Origin of the sequence: Streptomyces sp. NBC_00459 (genome assembly GCF_036013955.1) — a bacterium.
Classification (GTDB): Bacteria; Actinomycetota; Actinomycetes; order Streptomycetales; family Streptomycetaceae; genus Streptomyces.
Genome location: NZ_CP107903.1, coordinates 1638986 through 1655404, shown reverse-complemented (window position 1 = coordinate 1655404; position 16419 = coordinate 1638986). Strand labels below are relative to the sequence as shown.

The following is a 16419-nucleotide window of genomic DNA, read 5'->3' as shown; positions in this document are numbered from 1 at the left end:
GTCCTCGCACAAGGTCGGCGCCCCGGGCGCCGTACCTCTCTCTGTCATGCCCCTGACTATCCCTGCACCCGTATGGAAAGGAAAGGCTGGTCTCCTATGTCTCCCATCCCCCGCAGGTCCCTCCTCAAGGCCGCCGCAGTCGCCGGAGCCGCCGCCCAGTTCAGCTGGGCCCTGGGAGCGAAGGACGCGCAGGCCGCGCCCGGAGCCGCCGAGGCCGACGGCGATCCCGTGACCCTGGACTGGCTGGAGGACGGAGGCCTCGGCGCCGCCCCCGGGTCCACGGTCGGTGTGCCCTGGCCGAAGGGCACCTACGAGGCGAGCCAGACCTTCGCGCTCACGGACGGCACCGGCAAAGCCGTCCCCGTACAGTCGTGGCCGCTCGCCTACTGGCCCGACGGCACCCTCAAGTGGACCGCGCACGCCGTGAGTTCGGGCGGCGCCGGGAAGCTGACACTCGCCGCCGGGGCGCCCGCGGCCCCCGCCGCGAAGGTCACCGTCGACAAGCGCGGCGGGACCATCGACATCTCGACCGGAGTCATCACCGCGCGCATCGGCAAGTCCGGCTCCACGCTGGTGAAGTCGGTGACACGCGGCTCCACCGAGATCGCGAAGAACGGGCGGCTCGTCCTCATCCGCCAGCCCGAGATCGAGGACGAGGACCAAGGCGCCACCAAGTTCGAACGCTTCGACAGCGCCATCAGCAAGGTGGAGGTCGAACAGGACGGCCCCGTCAGGGCAGTTGTCCGCATCGACGGCAAGCACCGCAAGGGCAGCCGCAGTTGGCTCCCCTTCTCGGTCCGCCTCTACTTCTACGCCGGCGCCGACTCCTTCCGCATGGTCCACACCATCACGTACGACGGCACCCAGGAGCCCGGCAAGGCCAGCGGCGACTTCATCCGCGGCATCGGGGTCCGCTTCACCGTGCCGATGCGGGACGCCTCGTACGACCGGCACATCCGCATCGGCGGCGACGGCACCGGACTGCTGCGCGAGGCCGTCAAGGGCATCACCGGGCAGCGGCGCGACCCCGGAGCGACCGTCCAGGCAGCCCAGTTCGCGGGGGAGAAGCTGGCCGACCCGTCGACCTGGGACCAGCGCGTCACCACCCGCCTCCAGTACATCCCCGAGTGGGGCGACTACACGCTCTCCCAGCTCTCCGCCGACGGCTTCACCCTCCGCAAGCGCACCAAGAAGGGCCACGGCTGGATCGGCGCCGGCGGCGGCAAGCGCGCCTCCGGATTCGGCTACGTCGGCGGGGCGAGCGGCGGATTCTCCTTCGGGCTGCGGGACTTCTGGGAGAAGCACCCCGCCCAGCTCGACATCCGCGACGCCCAGACCGACGAGGCCGAGGTCACCCTCTGGCTCTGGTCGCCCGAGGCCCAGCCCATGGACCTGCGCTTCTACCACGACGGCATGGGCCAGGACACGTACGCGAAGCAGCTCGAAGGCCTCAACATCACCTACGAGGACTACGAACCCGGCTTCGGCACCCCCTACGGCATCGCCCGCACCTCCGAACTCCTCTTCTGGGCCAACGAGTCGACCCCGAGCGCCGAGAAGCTCGCCGAACAGGTCGAAGCCGTACGGGTGCTGCCGCAGCTCGCCGCCCCGCCCAAGCAGCTCATCAAGGCCCAGGTCTTCGGCCCCGGCCTCTACTCCGAGCCCGACCGCTCCACACCCGCCAAGGCCAAGATCGAGGACCACCTCGACTTCCTCTTCACCTACTACAAGGACCAGGTGGAGCAGCGCCGTTGGTACGGCTTCTGGGACTACGGCGACATCATGCACACCTACGACACCTTCAGGCACCAGTGGCGGTACGACGTCGGCGGCTACGCCTGGGACAACTCCGAACTGTCGCCGGACCTCTGGCTCTGGTTCGCGTACCTGCGCTCCGGCCGCGCGGACATCTTCCGCTTCGCCGAGGCGATGACCCGCCACACCGGCGAGGTCGACGTCTACCACCTCGGACAGTGGGCCGGCCTCGGCACCCGGCACGGCGTACAGCACTACGCCGACAGTGCCAAGCAGCAGCGCATCGCCAACACCACCTACCGCCGGTACTACTACTTCCTCACCGGTGACGAACGCGTCGGCGACCTCATGCACGCCAACGTCGACAGCGACGAGACCTTCCTCGTCCTCGACCCCATCCGCAAGATCCGCACCGAGCCCTACACACCCGACCGCCACGCCCTGTCGATCGGCTTCGGCACCGACTGGAGCGGCCTCGTGTCGGCCTGGCTCACCGAGTGGGAGCGCAAGGGCCCCAAGTGGGAGAAGGCCAAGGCGCGCGTCCTGTCCACCATGGAGACCATCGCCGCCCAGCCCAACGGCTTCGTGCAGGGCAGCGGGCTGTACGACCTCGACACCGGGAGGTTCGCCGTCGCCGCGGCGCCCGTCGTCGGTGTCTCGCACCTCTCCGCCGTCTTCGGGCTCAACGAACTGTGCGCCGAACTCATCGACCTGGTCGACATGCCCGAGTTCAACGAGGCCTACTTCGACTACTGCCGCTACTTCAACGCGACGAAGGCCGAACAGGCGGCACGCTACGGCTCCAACTTCGGCACCCTGCTGCTGTTCCAGGGCCACTCGCGCCTCGACGCGTACGCCGCCGTCCGGACCGGGGACGAGAAGCTCGCCAAGCGCGCATGGGACAAGTTCTACAACTCCGACGGCTACAAGGAGTCGGCCCCCTGGAAAACGGAGGCGTTGAGCGGGCCGGTGGCGTTGGTGCCGGGTAGCGAGGCGGTGTGGGTGTCCACGAACGACACCGCGTTGTACGGCCTCGCCGCCATCGAGAATCTGGCGCTGCTCGGGGACAGGATGCCTTCGTAGGAGATGAGGTCGTGGGGAACCGCGGGCCGTCGTGGCCGGTCGCGCGGTTCCCCACGCCCCTGGGGTCAGTTCATCTTCCCCAGGAGGTCTCGCGCCCTGCGGACATCCCGGATGCGCTGCTCGTACGTCGCTCCCAGCCCGAGCAGGAGGATGCCGGCCAAGGCGGGAAGTACCCAGCGGGGAAGTGCCTCGGTCACCTGGACGATGTACGGGGCCAGCTCGTGCAGCGCGTCCAGGGACAGAACCGTGCCGCCCAACAGGAGCGGTGCGCGGAGGTTGTAACCGGCGCCGAGCAGTGTCAGGGACAGGGCGGCCAGACCCAGCAGAAGGGGGCGCGTCCAGTTCGGGTCGCTCCAGGCCGCGGCGAGACTCGGCAGGAGGGTGGCGGCCAGACCGGGGGCGTACGCCGTCCAGGACGAGGTCTGCGGGTCGCGGCGCCTGCGGAGGAAGCCGACCAGCAGGGCCGGGACGGTCACCGGGACGGTGTAGGCCTCGGGGATGTCCACGGTCCAGGCAGCCAGGCGTACCCACGTGGCCAGGACGAACAGGACCGCGGCCGCGTACCCGGCCGGGCGGCGGTCCGGGCGGATCGCCGTGCCCGCGGCGATCACCGCACACAGGGCCAGGACCACGGCGAGCATCGGCAGGTCGGTCGCCGCGAGTCCGATGGCGAACAGTCCGGCGAGGGCTCCCGTCGCCTCTATGGGAATCCGCTCCTTCACGCGCGGTGCGATCAGGGCCGCGGCCACCGGGACCGACAGGAGCAGCAGAGCGGTGTACTGCGGCTGCCAGTCCGCGGCCGCTCCCGTGGCACAGGCCAGCGCGGCGGCGTACGCGAGGGCGGCCGGGGCCGTGACGGAAGTGAGCCGCCAGGAGACCGCCGAGAAGAAGGCGGTGAGGGCGGTGAGCGTGGCGAGGGTCGCCGTCTGCGAGGCCAGGGCGCCGCAGGAGAGGCAGGCGGAGGTGATGAGGGCGAGGATCGTCGTGGTCGGTTGCCCGTACGGCGATGCGAGGGCGACCGCGGTCAGGGCTCCGAGCAGCAACAGGCCGGTGATGTAGGGGAGTTCGAGGACCGCCGGAACGGTCAGAGCTGCGGCCCAGGTGAGTGTCAGCGCGCCGGTCAGGGCCCGGGGGCGCCATTCCGGGGTCCTTACGGCGAGGGCGAGCACCGCCGCGACCGCCACCAGGACGAGCGGAGCCGCCGCCATGTCCGGGGGCCAGGGCGCGGCGACCGTCACCGCCGTGCGGGCGTTCGCCGGCGCCCCGGACCAGGCCTGCGACATCCAGGCGGCCGGTCCGGCCAGTGTGATCGCCACGACGGGCAGCGCCCACAACACCGCCAGCCCCTGTACGGCGGCGGAGGCCCGGATCAGCCCGTCCCGCACCGACACCGGCAGCCGGCCGACCCGTACCGCCGCCAACAGGGCGATCCCGCAGGCGAGATGAACCGGAACCGTCCACGTGTCCGGCAGTGCGGGCCGGGCTGTGCCCGCGAGCGCGCCGACCGTGAGGAGACCGGAGGTCGCGGCGAGGCCGATGGCGTGGCTCCTGCCCAGGCCACCCCGCCATGCCGCCGCCAGGGCGATCACCGCCGCGAGGAGGACGAGTGCCGCCGCACGGGCGGCGGCGCCCGGACCGGTGGCCGTCCAGGAGAGCCAGCCGGCCGTCAGTGCGCCCGGGGCGCCCAGGCCGTACGCGCCGACCACGGCGACGACACGGACGGACCCGGCGGCCACCCGGAGCGCCACAGCTGTGTCGAACGCGGCCGTCACCAGGAGCGCGGCCGCGATCCCGTGGGAACCCGCCGAGGACGACAGGGCCCAGAAGAACATGGGGAGTTGGGCCGCGACGAGCGCGGCGGGGAGGGGCAGACGCAGATCGGTCACGCGGGGCAGCAGGCCGTACGCCGTCCAGAGACCGGCCAGCACCGCCGACGCGACCGCCGTGTAACCCGCGACACCTGTCCCGGGGAACGCGACCGCGTACAGCGCGTACGCGTCGAGCACCGTCAACGCCAGTCCCAGGCCCCCCACCGACTCGGCCGTCGCGCGCAGCCCGCGCCGCACCAGGGCCAGCGGGGCGGTGAGCGCGGCCAGCGTGACCGCACCGAGCACCAGGGCCCGGCCGGCGATGCTCATGTGACCCCAGCTGACCAGAGTGAACACCGTCGCCGCGATGGTGAGCAGCAGACCGCCCAGCAGCAGGAGGAGGTTCTGTACGCCGGGCGCGCTGGTCTCCTGGCGGGGGGCGGTCGCCGGGTTCGGTTGCGTCGGCCGTGGCTGAAGCGCCGCCACGAGCCACGTGCGGCGGGCCAGCAACTGGGCCCGACGGCGGTCGAGTTGCCACAGCTCGGCGTCGAGAAGCCGTAGCTCCTCGGCCGGGGGCAGGATGTGCGTCATGCCATGGAGTGTGGTCCGCGTCACGTCGTACGGCATGAGTGCGCGTACTCAGAACGTACTCGGATCCGCGCGGGCACACTCTGTGCATGGACTGGAGCCATTACCGCTTCCACACCCAGTGGACCCTCGCCGCGCCGCTCGCCGACGTCTACGACGCCCTGGAACAGGCCGAGGACTACCCCCGCTGGTGGCCGCAGGTGCGCGAGGTCGACCGCATCGACGACACCAGCGGAGTCGTCCGTATCCGCTCCCTGCTGCCGTACGACCTGACCTTCACCGCACGCGAGACGCGCCGCGACCCGGCGGCCGGAGTCCTGGAGATCACCATGACCGGCGACCTCGACGGCTGGGCGCGCTGGACGCTCACCGAAACCGGCTCCGGCACCCTCGCCGACTACGACCAGGAGGTCGACGTCACCAAGCCGCTGATGCGCCGCCTCGCCGTCCCCGGACGGCCGCTGTTCCGCGCCAACCACGCCCTGATGATGCGCGCGGGACGACGCGGGCTGGCCGCCCACCTCGAAGCGGTTTGAACGAAGCCCGCCCGGACCTGTATTGTTCGGTGCGTTCCCGGGCGATTAGCTCAGTGGGAGAGCGCTTCGTTCACACCGAAGAGGTCACTGGTTCGAACCCAGTATCGCCCACCGGGAGAAGGCCGGTCCGTCATCGACGGACCGGTTTTTTTCATGCTCTTGTGCATCTGCCGGCTGTCGTACGGCCGGCTAGGCCGCCGCCGGCATCTCCGGACGCAGCGGCCACGCCGGATCCACCGCCTCCGGCGTACCGCTCTTCGCGAACCACGCCTGCAGACCGCGCGCCTGCGCCGCGTGCCAGACCGCCTGGAGCGTGTGCAGTTCGGCGGGGGAGAGGCGCTCCAGCCGGGTCGCGAAACGGCGCCCGACCGCCCGTACGACCTCCAGCGAGGCCGTCGCGTCCGCCGCCGCGTCATGGGCGCCCTCCAGTGTGACGCCGTAGTGCGCGCACAGGTCGGTGAGGGTGCGGCGGCCCTTGCGGTAGCGGTCCAGGTGCTTGTCCAGGACCCGGGGATCCAGCACCAGCAGCGGTTTCGAGTCGAACCAGCGGTCGAGCGACGAGGCGCGATGGCGGCGCAACTCCCGGTCCAGCATGGTCAGATCGAAGGGCGCGTTCATGATGACCAGCGGGCGGCCCGCCGCCGCCTGCTCCGCCAGCGCCCGGGCTATCTCCTCCATCACAGGGGCCGGCCAGCGGCCGTTGCGCTGCAGATGTTCGTCCGTCAGCCCGTGCACCGCCGTCGCCGAAGCGGGCACGGGAACACCCGGGTTGATCAGCCAGCGGCTGACCCGCGGCCGGATGGCCGGACCTTCCTGGACCACGACGGAAGCCGACACGATCCGGTCGGTCTCGACGTCCACACCCGTGGTCTCCGTGTCGAACGCGGCCAAGGGGCCCTCGTACCAGCACGTCATACCTATGCAACTCCTCGTTCACCCGCGGCAGCTGACGCACCGTCTTCTGCCTGTTTGGTGATACCCGGGCTGTTTGCGCCGTACGCCGGAAGGAGACAACAGAGATACAGGTTTACGCACTTCACCAGCCTGTCACCGTAAATCACCTGGTTTGGAAGGCACTTGGTCATGGCGATAGCGCAGCCCGAACGGGGCGGGCTGCTGCCCGAGCGGACGGCACCCCATCGAGGCAACCTCGCCACCACCGCCTGCATGGAGACACTGCAGGTGGGCTATCTGCACGCCGTCGCCGCGGCGGCCGGCTGCTCGCTGTCCCAGCCGTTCCCCGACAACGGCATCGACTGGCACGTCAGCCACGGCGCCCCCGGGCACACGGTCGACGACGAGGTCACCATCAAGGTCCAGCTGAAGTGCACGTACCAGATCGCACCGAACCCGTCGGGCCCGTACTTCTCCTTCACGCTCGACAACGCCCACCTGACGAAACTCGCCCGCACCCCGGTCTCCGTGCACAAGATCCTGGTCGTGATGCTCGTACCGCGCTCGCAGGACGACTGGCTGAGCGCCGGCCACGACCGCCTCGACCTGCGGCACTGCTGCTACTGGATCAACCTCGCCGGACAGCGGACCACCGGCCGGTACCGGACCACCGTGCGGATACCGACCTCACGCATCTTCGACGACCGCGCGCTCTGCGAGATCATGACGCGCGTCGGGACGGGAGGCAGACCGTGACGCACCGGCCCACCGAGGACCCCCTGCGGCCCGTCCGGCCGCACCCCGTGGACACCCCCTGGCACGACGACCCGCCCGCGCCCGAACAGGTCGACCCCGCCGTGCTCGGCGCCCTCCTGCGCCGGCACGGCTGGCAGCGGCGCGGGGGAGCCGTCGGACGGTACGGACGCTGGACCCCACCCGGGCCCGGCGGCAACGGCACGAGCCTCCTCGTGCCCGAGAGCCGGGCCTTCCCCGACAGCGACGACCTGCTCGCCGAGGCCCTCGTGGCCCTCGCCCGCAGCGGGTCGCCCTCCGCGCGCGAGGTGCTCGTCGGCCTCGTCGTGCCCAGCGACGAGATCCGCTGGTGGCGGGACGTCCCGACCGGCCCCGCGGGCGTCGCCTCCTGGCCCGTCGAGGAACAACTGCGCTCGGCCGCCCGCCGGATGATGCTCGCCGGAGCACTCGCCACGCGCGCGCGTGCCGGCTACTACGGCGCCCGCCACCGCAGGACCGCCGACGCCCTCCTCGAACACGTCCTCATCGGCGCCGCACCCGCTGGGCGCAGCCTCACCGCGTTCGTCCCCGTCGGCACGGGCCGCCCCCTCGCCGCACGGCTCCACCAGGCCCTGTACGCGGCCCGCGAAGCCATCGACTACCACCGGGCCACCGGCGGCATGGACGCCTTCGACGGCGCCGTCGAGGCAGGCGTCAGCCACGAACTGACCGAGGCCCTCGTCGCGCTCGTACGAGGTACGGAGGGCGCCCGGATCGCCGTCGAGTGGGCACCCGGCGCGGAGACCCCCGAGGGCTGCTCGGCCCGCACCGAACCCGTCGAGTTCTCCCCCGGCGACCTGCCCGCCCTGCGCGCGGCCGGTGGCCGTTACCTGCGCGAGGAACCGTCGGTGCCGGTCCGGATCACCGGCACAGTGGTACGGATGCGCCGGTCGGGGCCGCGCGGCGAAGGCGCCGTACGCCTACGGGTGCTGGCCGGCGCCGAGATCCCGCACGTCCGGATGACCCTGGACGAGGAGTCGTACCGGATCGCCGGCCACGCCCACCTGGTCGGACTGCCCGTGCGGGTACAGGGCCGACTGGAGAGCCGGGGCGGCTTCCGAAGGCTGACACAGGCCTCCGACGTCGTACCCGTGCAGGTCGACGAGGCGGAGCGGGACCGCCTGATGAAGTCACTGCAGGAGAACCTCGACTTCTTCGAGGAGGCGTGCAGCGGGGACGACTGAGGGAGCGGGGGAGCGGTGCCGCCGGTTATCTGTTTCGCGGTGGGCGGGTCGGGGTCGGTACGATCCCTACCTGCGCGCGCTCCCGGTATGGCGCCGCACCCACCTTCAGTCAGGAGAGACCGGTGTCAGAAGTCCGTGTGATCATCCATCGCGATTCCGAGCGGGAAGAGCGCGTGGTGACGACGGGGACTACGGCCGCCGACCTCTTCGCCGGCGAACGTTCGATCGTCGCCGCGCGCGTGGGCGGGGAGCTCAAGGACCTCGCGTACGCGGTGGCGGACGGCGAGGAGGTCGAGCCCGTCGAGATCTCCTCCGAGGACGGCCTCAACATCCTTCGCCACTCCACCGCCCACGTCATGGCCCAGGCCGTGCAGGAACTGTTCCCCGAGGCCAAGCTCGGCATCGGCCCGCCGGTCAAGGACGGCTTCTACTACGACTTCGACGTCGAGAAGCCGTTCACGCCCGAGGACCTCAAGGTCATCGAGAAGAAGATGCAGGAGATCCAGAAGCGCGGGCAGCGGTTCTCCCGCCGTGTGGTGACCGACGAGGCGGCTCGCGAGGAGCTGGCGTCGGAGCCGTACAAGCTGGAGCTGATCGGCATCAAGGGCTCCGCATCGACCGACGACGGCGCGAACGTCGAGGTCGGCTCCGGCGAGCTGACCATCTACGACAACCTCGACGCCAAGACCGGCGACCTGTGCTGGAAGGACCTCTGCCGCGGTCCCCACCTGCCCACCACCCGGAACATCCCGGCGTTCAAGCTGATGCGCAACGCCGCGGCCTACTGGCGGGGCAGCGAGAAGAACCCGATGCTCCAGCGCATCTACGGCACCGCCTGGCCCACCAAGGAGGAGCTGAAGGCGCACCTCGACTTCCTCGTCGAGGCCGAGAAGCGCGACCACCGCAAGCTGGGCAACGAGCTGGACCTGTTCTCCATCCCGGACCAGATCGGCTCCGGCCTCGCCGTCTTCCACCCCAAGGGCGGCATCATCCGCCGCGTGATGGAGGACTACTCGCGCCGCCGGCACGAGGAGGAGGGCTACGAGTTCGTCTACACCCCGCACGCGACGAAGGGGAAGCTCTTCGAGACCTCGGGTCACCTGGACTGGTACGCCGACGGCATGTACCCGCCCATGCAGCTCGACGAGGGCGTGGACTACTACCTCAAGCCCATGAACTGCCCGATGCACAACCTGATCTTCGACGCCCGCGGCCGTTCCTACCGTGAACTCCCGCTGCGCCTCTTCGAGTTCGGGACCGTGTACCGGTACGAGAAGTCCGGCGTGGTGCACGGTCTGACCCGTGCCCGCGGCTTCACCCAGGACGACGCGCACATCTACTGCACCCGCGAGCAGATGGCGGAGGAACTCGACCGCACGCTCACCTTCGTGCTCGGGCTGCTGCGCGACTACGGTCTGACCGACTTCTACCTCGAGCTGTCCACCAAGGACCCGGAGAAGTTCGTCGGCTCGGACGAGGTCTGGGAGGAGGCCACCGAGACGCTGCGTCAGGTGGCCGAGAAGCAGGGGCTGCCGCTGACCCCCGACCCCGGTGGCGCGGCCTTCTACGGGCCGAAGATCTCCGTCCAGGCGAAGGACGCGATCGGCCGTACCTGGCAGATGTCGACGGTCCAGCTGGACTTCAACCTGCCCGAGCGGTTCGACCTGGAGTACACGGGGCCCGACGGCACCAAGCAGCGCCCGGTGATGATCCACCGCGCCCTGTTCGGCTCGATCGAGCGGTTCTTCGCGGTGCTCCTGGAGCACTACGCGGGCGCGTTCCCGGCATGGCTGGCGCCGGTCCAGGCGGTCGGTATCCCGATCGGCGACGGGCACGTGGAGTACCTGCAGAAGTTCGCCGCCGAGGCGAAGAAGCAGGGGCTGCGGGTCGAGGTGGACTCGTCGTCCGACCGTATGCAGAAGAAGATCCGCAACGCCCAGAAGCAGAAGGTCCCGTTCATGGTCATCGTCGGCGACGACGACATGAACGGTGACACGGTGTCCTTCCGCTACCGGGACGGTTCGCAGGAGAACGGCATCCCCTTCGCGGACGCCCTCGCGAAGATCGCGAAGGTCGTGGAGGAGCGGACGCAGATCTGATCGAACGCGGATCTGATCGAACGCGGATCTGACCGGACTCGGATCCGATCGGGAGCTGTCCGGGCCCCCGGGGGAGTCACTTCCCCGGGGGCCCTTCGCTGTCTCCGGGCGAGTCCCGCGCCGGCGCGTCCTCCCGCGAGAACACCTGCAGCAGCCACGACGAGAACGACCCCGTCACCGCGCCCAGCAGCGCGAGACCGCACGCCATCAGCCCCACCGCGACCAACCGGCCGACCGGGGTCACGGGAGCGACATCGCCGTACCCGACGGTCGCGAGCGTGGCGCAGGTCCACCACACCGCGTCGCCGAACGTCCGGATCGTCGCACCGGGCTCGGCGTGCTCCTGCTGGTACACGGCCAGGGCGCCCGTGAACCCGAGCAGGGCCACCGACAGACCGGCGTACACGATCACGCGTGCGTGCAGCGCGAGCCGGGGCCTGCCACGCCGGTGCAGAACGGCCTCGTACACCCTGACGACCCGCAACGGGCGCAGCAGCGGCAGCAACAGGACGACGGTGTCCAGCCAGTGCGTGCGGACGAACCGGGTGCCGTCGCCGCTCAGCCGCCAGCGCACCGCGTAGTCGAGCGCGAAGACCGCCCAGGCGGCCAGCAGCGCGGCCAGGCAGAGGACCTGTCCGACGCCGGACGGATCGAGGGCGAGTACGCGGACCGCGTACGCGGCGAGGAAGAGCAGCGACGCCACCCCGAGCGGGACCTCGGTGCGCCGCTCCCAGCGTTTCGTGCGGCTGTCGTCGTCCATTCCGCCAGCTTGGCCGCGGGTGTCCCGGTGTGTGCCCCGGCGACACGCTCCATATGGGCGAAGCAATATGCTGCATGGCATGACGAGTGAGCCGGAGCAGCAGATCGGAGTCGGGACGCAGGACGCCTTTCAGCGCCTGTGGACGCCTCACCGGATGGCGTACATCCAGGGCGAGAACAAGCCCACCGGTCCAGGCGCCGACGACGGCTGTCCCTTCTGCTCGATCCCGGCCAAGTCCGACGAGGATGGCCTCGTCCTCCAGCGTGGCGAGCAGGTCTACGCCGTGCTGAATCTGTACCCGTACACGGGCGGCCATCTGATGGTCGTGCCGTACCGGCATGTCGCCGACTACACGGACCTGACGGACTCCGAGACCGCCGAACTGGCCGAGCTGACCAAGCAGGCGATGACGGCACTGCGCAGGGCGTCCGGGGCGCACGGCTTCAACATCGGGATGAACCAGGGCACGGTGGCGGGCGCGGGCATCGCGGCCCATCTGCACCAGCACATCGTCCCGCGCTGGGGCGGCGACACGAACTTCATGCCGGTGGTGGGCCACACGAAGGTGCTGCCGCAGCTGCTGGGGGACACCAGGAAGATGCTGGCGGAGGCGTGGCCGTCGAGCGCGGGCCCGGGCACCTCCAGCCTGGTCTAGGCACCCCCCAGCCCGTCCGGCGTTTGAGGACAAGGCCCGTTCAGGGCCGGAGCGGGGTCTGGGGGCGCAGCCCCCGGAGACGGCCACCCCACCGACCCGCTCCGCCGAACCGCCGGAGGCCTACGCGTCGTAGACGTCGGCCTTCCTGGGCATCGGGTCCTGTACCGCCGTACTGAGGAACGACGAGCGGTTGCCGAACTTCTCGGTGTCCACGCCGTTCTCCTCCAGGACCTTGATCGCCGCCGCGTGCACGACCCGCAGCACCGGCGTCGCCGTCCGCATCACGTCGTCGGCCATGAAGCGGTGCGGCCACGGCTGCTCCGCCCAGGAGTGCCGCAGGCCGAACGGTTCCGGCAGGCCCAGTGAGCCGCCGAGCCAGTTCAGGAGCGGCGGGTACCAGGTCAGCGGCGCGCGCGCGGCGAGCCGTACGACCTCGTCCGCGTCGACCAGCGGGAGCTTCACCTTCCGGGTCTCCCAGAACCGCACCGACTTCTGTACCTCCTTCTCCTTGGCCGCGGGCTTGCTGGTGAAGAGGGAGTGCACCGGTCCGAGCGCGTGTCCGGTCAGCTCGATGCGCAGCGTCTCGTGCAGCACGGTCACCGTGATGAGCATCGTGATGACCAACTGCCCGCTCCACAGCGTCCACTGGACCCCGAGGTAGTGCCGCTGGCCGTCGCCGAACTGCTGTTTGTTGCAGATGTCCTGTATCGCGTGGTTCTTGATCATGTAGGCGTCCACGTCCGTGCCGCTCGGCCGGGAGACCTCCTTGGCGCCCGCGCCGACGGGCGTGACGATCCAGTGCTTCAGGGACGGCTTCGGGAACCCTCCGGTGTTGAGAGGGCCGCGCTCCAGCATGCGCAATTGGTCGTGGATCGCGCGTATGACGTCCCAGCTGCGGAAGGGGTGGATCTCCTTGGCCGGGTCACGGGGGACCAGGTTCTCGGCGAGCTGCCAGTTGCCCCACCGGGTACCCATGCCGAGTATGCCCTTGTGGCCGGCGTAGAAGACGGAGTTGGACTGCTGCTCGGCGCTGAGCCGGGCCAGCTCCTTGCGCAGGTGTTCGGCGGCGGTCTCGCCGGGGCTGCCGGGCACCGCCTCGGGGATCTTGGCGCCGACGGCACCGCCGGCCAGCAGGGCGGCCCAGCGGTCGCGGAGGTCCTGCGCGGTGCGCTCGCAGATCTGCTTGGCCCACAGCCAGCCGACGACCGGCAGGACGACGCACGCGCGTGCGTACCAGGCCCAGAAGCCGGTGAACGGCATCTTGATCAGGAAGATCACGGCGAAGGCGCCCACGGCGACCAGCAGAGTGGTGGCGAGGGCCGAGGCCCGCTTGTCCGCGCGCTTGGAGACGTTCGCGCGGCCGACGAAGACCAGCAGCCACAGCAGAAGCCCGGGGAGGAAGAGCACCCCGCACAGCACCGTCACCGCGGAGAGCCAGTTGTCGCGGTCGCGCCGGATGCGGTGGGCCGCGAGGGCGTGCTCGACGATGACCTGCGGCTCGGTGCCGAAGGACTGGATGAGCGGCTTGCGGCCGGCGCCCAGCATGCGGTCGATCACGGCCCGGGAGAAGGCCTCGCCGAGCTTGGGCCGGAAGATCTTCCCCCATGCGCCCCGGGGCGGCTTGACCGTCGACTGGTGCCACTCGTTGTCGGCTTCCAGGATCTTGGTGACCTCGTCGTCCTCCCGGTAGGCCGCCGAGGCCAGCGCGAAGGTCGCCGCCGTCTGGCCCGCGGAGCCCGACAGGGGCACCTGCGCCCCGGGACTGAAATCGAAACCGTCGTCCGCCACTGTGCCGCCCCCTCGCCGCCGTACCCGCTTCTGCGGCCTTCCCGACTTCCTTGCTCCGCACACCTGTTGAACAGGTCATCACGTTGATCGAGTCACAACTTGATCAGGTGATCAGCGTATCCGCAGCCACCGACAATCGGGCGACGGACGGCACAAGCCGTCCGCCGATGTGGAGGAGGGCGTTCCGTAGAGGTCACTTGTCGGGTCCCGGTCGTCAACTACGCGGAACCCCGGGCTTGTTCGCGGACCCGCTCGGCGATCTGCGGCGGCATCGGCTCGTGCCGTGCGTACCTGCGGTCGAAGCGGGCCGTGCCGTGCGAGAGGGAGCGCAGATCGACGGCGTACCGGCCGATCTCGATCTCGGGCACCTCGGCCCGTACGAGGGTCCGCCCGCCGCCCGCCTGCTCGGTGCCGACGACCCGGCCGCGCCGTCCGGACAGGTCGCTCATCACGGACCCCACGAAGTCGTCACCGACCAGCACGGTCACCTCGGCCACGGGTTCGAGGAGATGGATCTTCGCGTCGGCGGCGGCCTCGCGCAGCGCGAGCGCCCCGGCTGTCTGGAACGCGGCGTCCGAGGAGTCCACCGAGTGCGCCTTGCCGTCGAGCAGGGTGATCCGTACGTCGATGAGCGGATAGCCGGCGGCGACTCCCTTGCCGGCCTGGGCCCGGACGCCCTTCTCCACGGACGGGATGAACTGCCTGGGCACGGCGCCGCCGACGACCTTGTCGACGAACTCGATGCCCGAGCCGCCCGGCAGCGGCTCCACCTCGATCGCGCAGATCGCGAACTGCCCGTGCCCGCCGGACTGCTTCACATGGCGTCCCCGCCCCGCCGACCGGCCGCCGAACGTCTCCCGCAGGGAGACCTTGTGCGGTACGACGTCGACCTGGACGCCGTAGCGGTTGCGCAGCCGTTCCAGGGCGACGTCCGCGTGGGCCTCGCCCAGGCACCACAGGACCACCTGGTGGGTGTCCGGATTCTGTTCGAGCCGCATGGTGGGGTCCTCGGCGACGAGCCGGCCGAGGCCCTGCGAGAGCTTGTCCTCGTCCGCCTTGCTGTGCGCCCGGATGGCGAGCGGCAGCAGCGGGTCGGGCATCTCCCACGGTTCCATCAGGAGTGGGTCGTCCTTCGCGGAGAGGGTGTCGCCGGTCTCCGCGCGGCTCAGCTTCGCCACACAGGCGAGGTCGCCCGCGATGCAGTGCGTGAGCGCGCGCTGCTGCTTGCCGAAGGGCGCGGACAGGGCGCCGACGCGCTCGTCGACATCGTGGTCCTCGTGACCGCGGTCGGCGAGCCCGTGCCCGGAGACATGGACCGTCTGGTCGGGCCGCAGGGTGCCGGAGAAGACGCGGACGAGCGACACCCGGCCCACATAGGGGTCGCTGGCCGTCTTCACGACCTCCGCGACCAGCGGGCCGTCCGGATCGCAGAGCTTCAGCTCGCGCGGACGGCCGTCGATCGAGGTGACCCCGGGCGCAGCGCGCTCCAGCGGGGTCGGGAAGCCCCCGGTGACCAGCTCCAGCAGTTCGACCGTGCCCAGGCCCTGCCGGGCGCCCTCGGCGGCGGGGGCGGCGGCGAGCACGGGGAAGAAGGTGCCGCGCGCGACGGCGCGTTCCAGGTCCTCGACCAGTGTGCCGAAGTCGATCTCCTCGCCGCTCAGATAGCGGTCCATCAGGGTCTCGTCCTCGCTCTCCGCGATGATCCCCTCGATGAGCCGGTTGCGGGCCTCCTCGATGAGCGGGAGCTGGTCGGGACTCGGTTCGGCCTCCTTGCGCTCCCCGGAGGAGTAGTCGAACAGCTTCTGCGACAGCAGCCCGGTCAGCCCGGTCACGGGCGCGTGCCCGTCCGGCCCCGGCGCGCCGTGCAGCGGCAGATAGAGCGGCAGTACGGCGTCGGGGTCGTCCGCGCCGAAGGCTTCCGCGCAGATCCGCGTCATGTCGTCGAAGTCCGCGCGCGCGGACTCCAGATGCGTGACGACGATCGCCCGCGGCATGCCGACCGCCGCGCACTCCTCCCACACCATGCGCGTGGAGCCGTCCACCCCGTCCGAGGCCGAGACGACGAAAAGGGCCGCGTCCGCAGCGCGCAGACCGGCCCTGAGTTCCCCGACGAAGTCGGCGTATCCGGGAGTGTCCAGGATATTGATCTTGTATCCGCCCCATTCGACGGGTACCAGGGAGAGCTGCACCGAGCGGTGCTGACGGTGCTCGATCTCGTCGTAGTCGGAGACGGTGCCGCCGTCCTCCACGCGGCCGGCCCGGTTGACGGCCCCCGCGGTCAGCGCGAGAGCCTCCACCAGAGTCGTCTTGCCCGATCCGGAGTGGCCGACCAGCACCACATTCCGTACGGACGCGGGGTGGTCGGCCGCCGTAGCCCTGCCGGCGGCTCCGGGGTGTGCGTTCGCCTTGTCGCCCATGGTCCTGCCTCCCGTGCACGGTGAGGTCACTGGGGGCGCGGACGTACCGGATCCGCGTCT

General features: G+C 70.6%; 11 protein-coding genes and 1 tRNA gene. 7 read left to right on the top strand and 5 right to left on the bottom strand.

Annotation, left to right across the window (positions count from 1 at the left end):
* The first annotated feature begins 96 nt into the window (after positions 1-96).
* A complete protein-coding gene (locus OHN74_RS07085) occupies positions 97-2838 on the top strand; it encodes an exo-rhamnogalacturonan lyase family protein (RefSeq protein ID WP_327693675.1) in 2742 nt (913 codons plus the stop codon).
* A gap of 65 nt (positions 2839-2903) precedes the next feature.
* On the opposite strand, the gene OHN74_RS07080 is transcribed toward OHN74_RS07085, so the two are convergent.
* Positions 2904-5273 (bottom strand): SCO7613 C-terminal domain-containing membrane protein, encoded by a 2370-nt coding sequence (locus OHN74_RS07080; protein WP_443060352.1) that lies wholly within the window; start codon positions 5271-5273, stop codon positions 2904-2906.
* Between the two features lie 50 nt (positions 5274-5323).
* On the opposite strand from OHN74_RS07080, the gene OHN74_RS07075 reads away from it, so the two are divergent.
* On the top strand, positions 5324-5770 hold the full coding sequence (locus tag OHN74_RS07075) for an SRPBCC family protein (RefSeq protein ID WP_327693673.1): 447 nt from the start codon (positions 5324-5326) through the stop codon (positions 5768-5770).
* A gap of 39 nt (positions 5771-5809) precedes the next feature.
* Positions 5810-5881, top strand: a tRNA-Val gene (locus OHN74_RS07070).
* A 78-nt stretch (positions 5882-5959) separates the two neighbouring features.
* Here the strand turns inward: OHN74_RS07070 and OHN74_RS07065 are convergent.
* On the bottom strand, positions 5960-6685 hold the full coding sequence (locus OHN74_RS07065) for a 3'-5' exonuclease (protein ID WP_327693672.1): 726 nt from the start codon (positions 6683-6685) through the stop codon (positions 5960-5962).
* 168 nt (positions 6686-6853) lie between these two features.
* Here OHN74_RS07065 and OHN74_RS07060 point away from each other — a divergent pair, with 168 nt between their 5' ends.
* From OHN74_RS07060 to thrS, 3 genes are all read left to right on the top strand, one after another.
* Complete coding sequence (locus OHN74_RS07060) at positions 6854-7420, top strand: DUF4365 domain-containing protein (RefSeq protein ID WP_327693671.1); 567 nt, start codon at positions 6854-6856, stop codon at positions 7418-7420.
* Positions 7417-8640 (top strand): hypothetical protein, encoded by a 1224-nt coding sequence (locus tag OHN74_RS07055; RefSeq protein ID WP_327693670.1) that lies wholly within the window; start codon positions 7417-7419, stop codon positions 8638-8640. The genes OHN74_RS07060 and OHN74_RS07055 overlap by 4 nt, the downstream gene beginning before the upstream one ends.
* A 122-nt stretch (positions 8641-8762) precedes the next feature.
* Positions 8763-10739, top strand: a complete 1977-nt coding sequence (gene thrS / locus OHN74_RS07050; RefSeq protein WP_327693669.1) for a threonine--tRNA ligase — start codon at positions 8763-8765, stop codon at positions 10737-10739.
* Between the two features lie 76 nt (positions 10740-10815).
* Here thrS and OHN74_RS07045 read toward each other — a convergent pair whose 3' ends face one another.
* Positions 10816-11499, bottom strand: a complete 684-nt coding sequence (locus tag OHN74_RS07045; RefSeq protein WP_327693668.1) for a potassium channel family protein — start codon at positions 11497-11499, stop codon at positions 10816-10818.
* 67 nt (positions 11500-11566) lie between these two features.
* On the opposite strand from OHN74_RS07045, the gene OHN74_RS07040 reads away from it, so the two are divergent.
* Positions 11567-12154, top strand: a complete 588-nt coding sequence (locus OHN74_RS07040; RefSeq protein WP_327693667.1) for an HIT family protein — start codon at positions 11567-11569, stop codon at positions 12152-12154.
* A 120-nt stretch (positions 12155-12274) separates the two neighbouring features.
* On the opposite strand, the gene OHN74_RS07035 is transcribed toward OHN74_RS07040, so the two are convergent.
* The gene (locus tag OHN74_RS07035) at positions 12275-13942 is read right to left on the bottom strand and encodes a hypothetical protein (RefSeq protein ID WP_327693666.1); all 1668 of its coding nucleotides are present in this window, start codon (positions 13940-13942) and stop codon (positions 12275-12277) included.
* A 218-nt stretch (positions 13943-14160) separates the two neighbouring features.
* Complete coding sequence (locus OHN74_RS07030) at positions 14161-16359, bottom strand: elongation factor G-like protein EF-G2 (protein WP_327693665.1); 2199 nt, start codon at positions 16357-16359, stop codon at positions 14161-14163.
* Between the last annotated feature and the right edge of the window lie 60 nt (positions 16360-16419).